Here is a 235-nt window from a genome sequence, read left to right as displayed (position 1 = left end):
CAAGAGTTCGAATCCATTCGTGAATTCTTTACCTCTGCAACCATTGGCTCGTTAATCGACCTCCCCTTCGCACTGATGTTCTTAGCGCTAATTTGGTTAATGGCTGGAAACCTTGTGTTTGTTCCCGTTGCTGGCGTGGTCATTTTGATCGTCTATGCATTGCTAATCCAAGGTCCACTGCGCCGTACCATTGAGGAAGGCTCTCGTCTTGCTTCGCAGAAGTACGCGAACTTAA

At 47.7% G+C, this 235-nt stretch carries 1 pseudogene; it reads left to right on the top strand.

Going from position 1 to position 235, the window contains the following annotated elements:
* A pseudogene (locus AB4512_RS21720) lies at positions 1 to 235 on the top strand (type I secretion system permease/ATPase); the annotation flags it as partial.

Source organism: Vibrio sp. 10N.222.52.B7 (assembly GCF_041474275.1).
Classification (GTDB): Bacteria; Pseudomonadota; Gammaproteobacteria; order Enterobacterales; family Vibrionaceae; genus Vibrio; species Vibrio crassostreae_C.
Note: the sequence above shows the minus strand (reverse complement) of the source record. Positions and strands in the feature narration are given on the sequence as shown.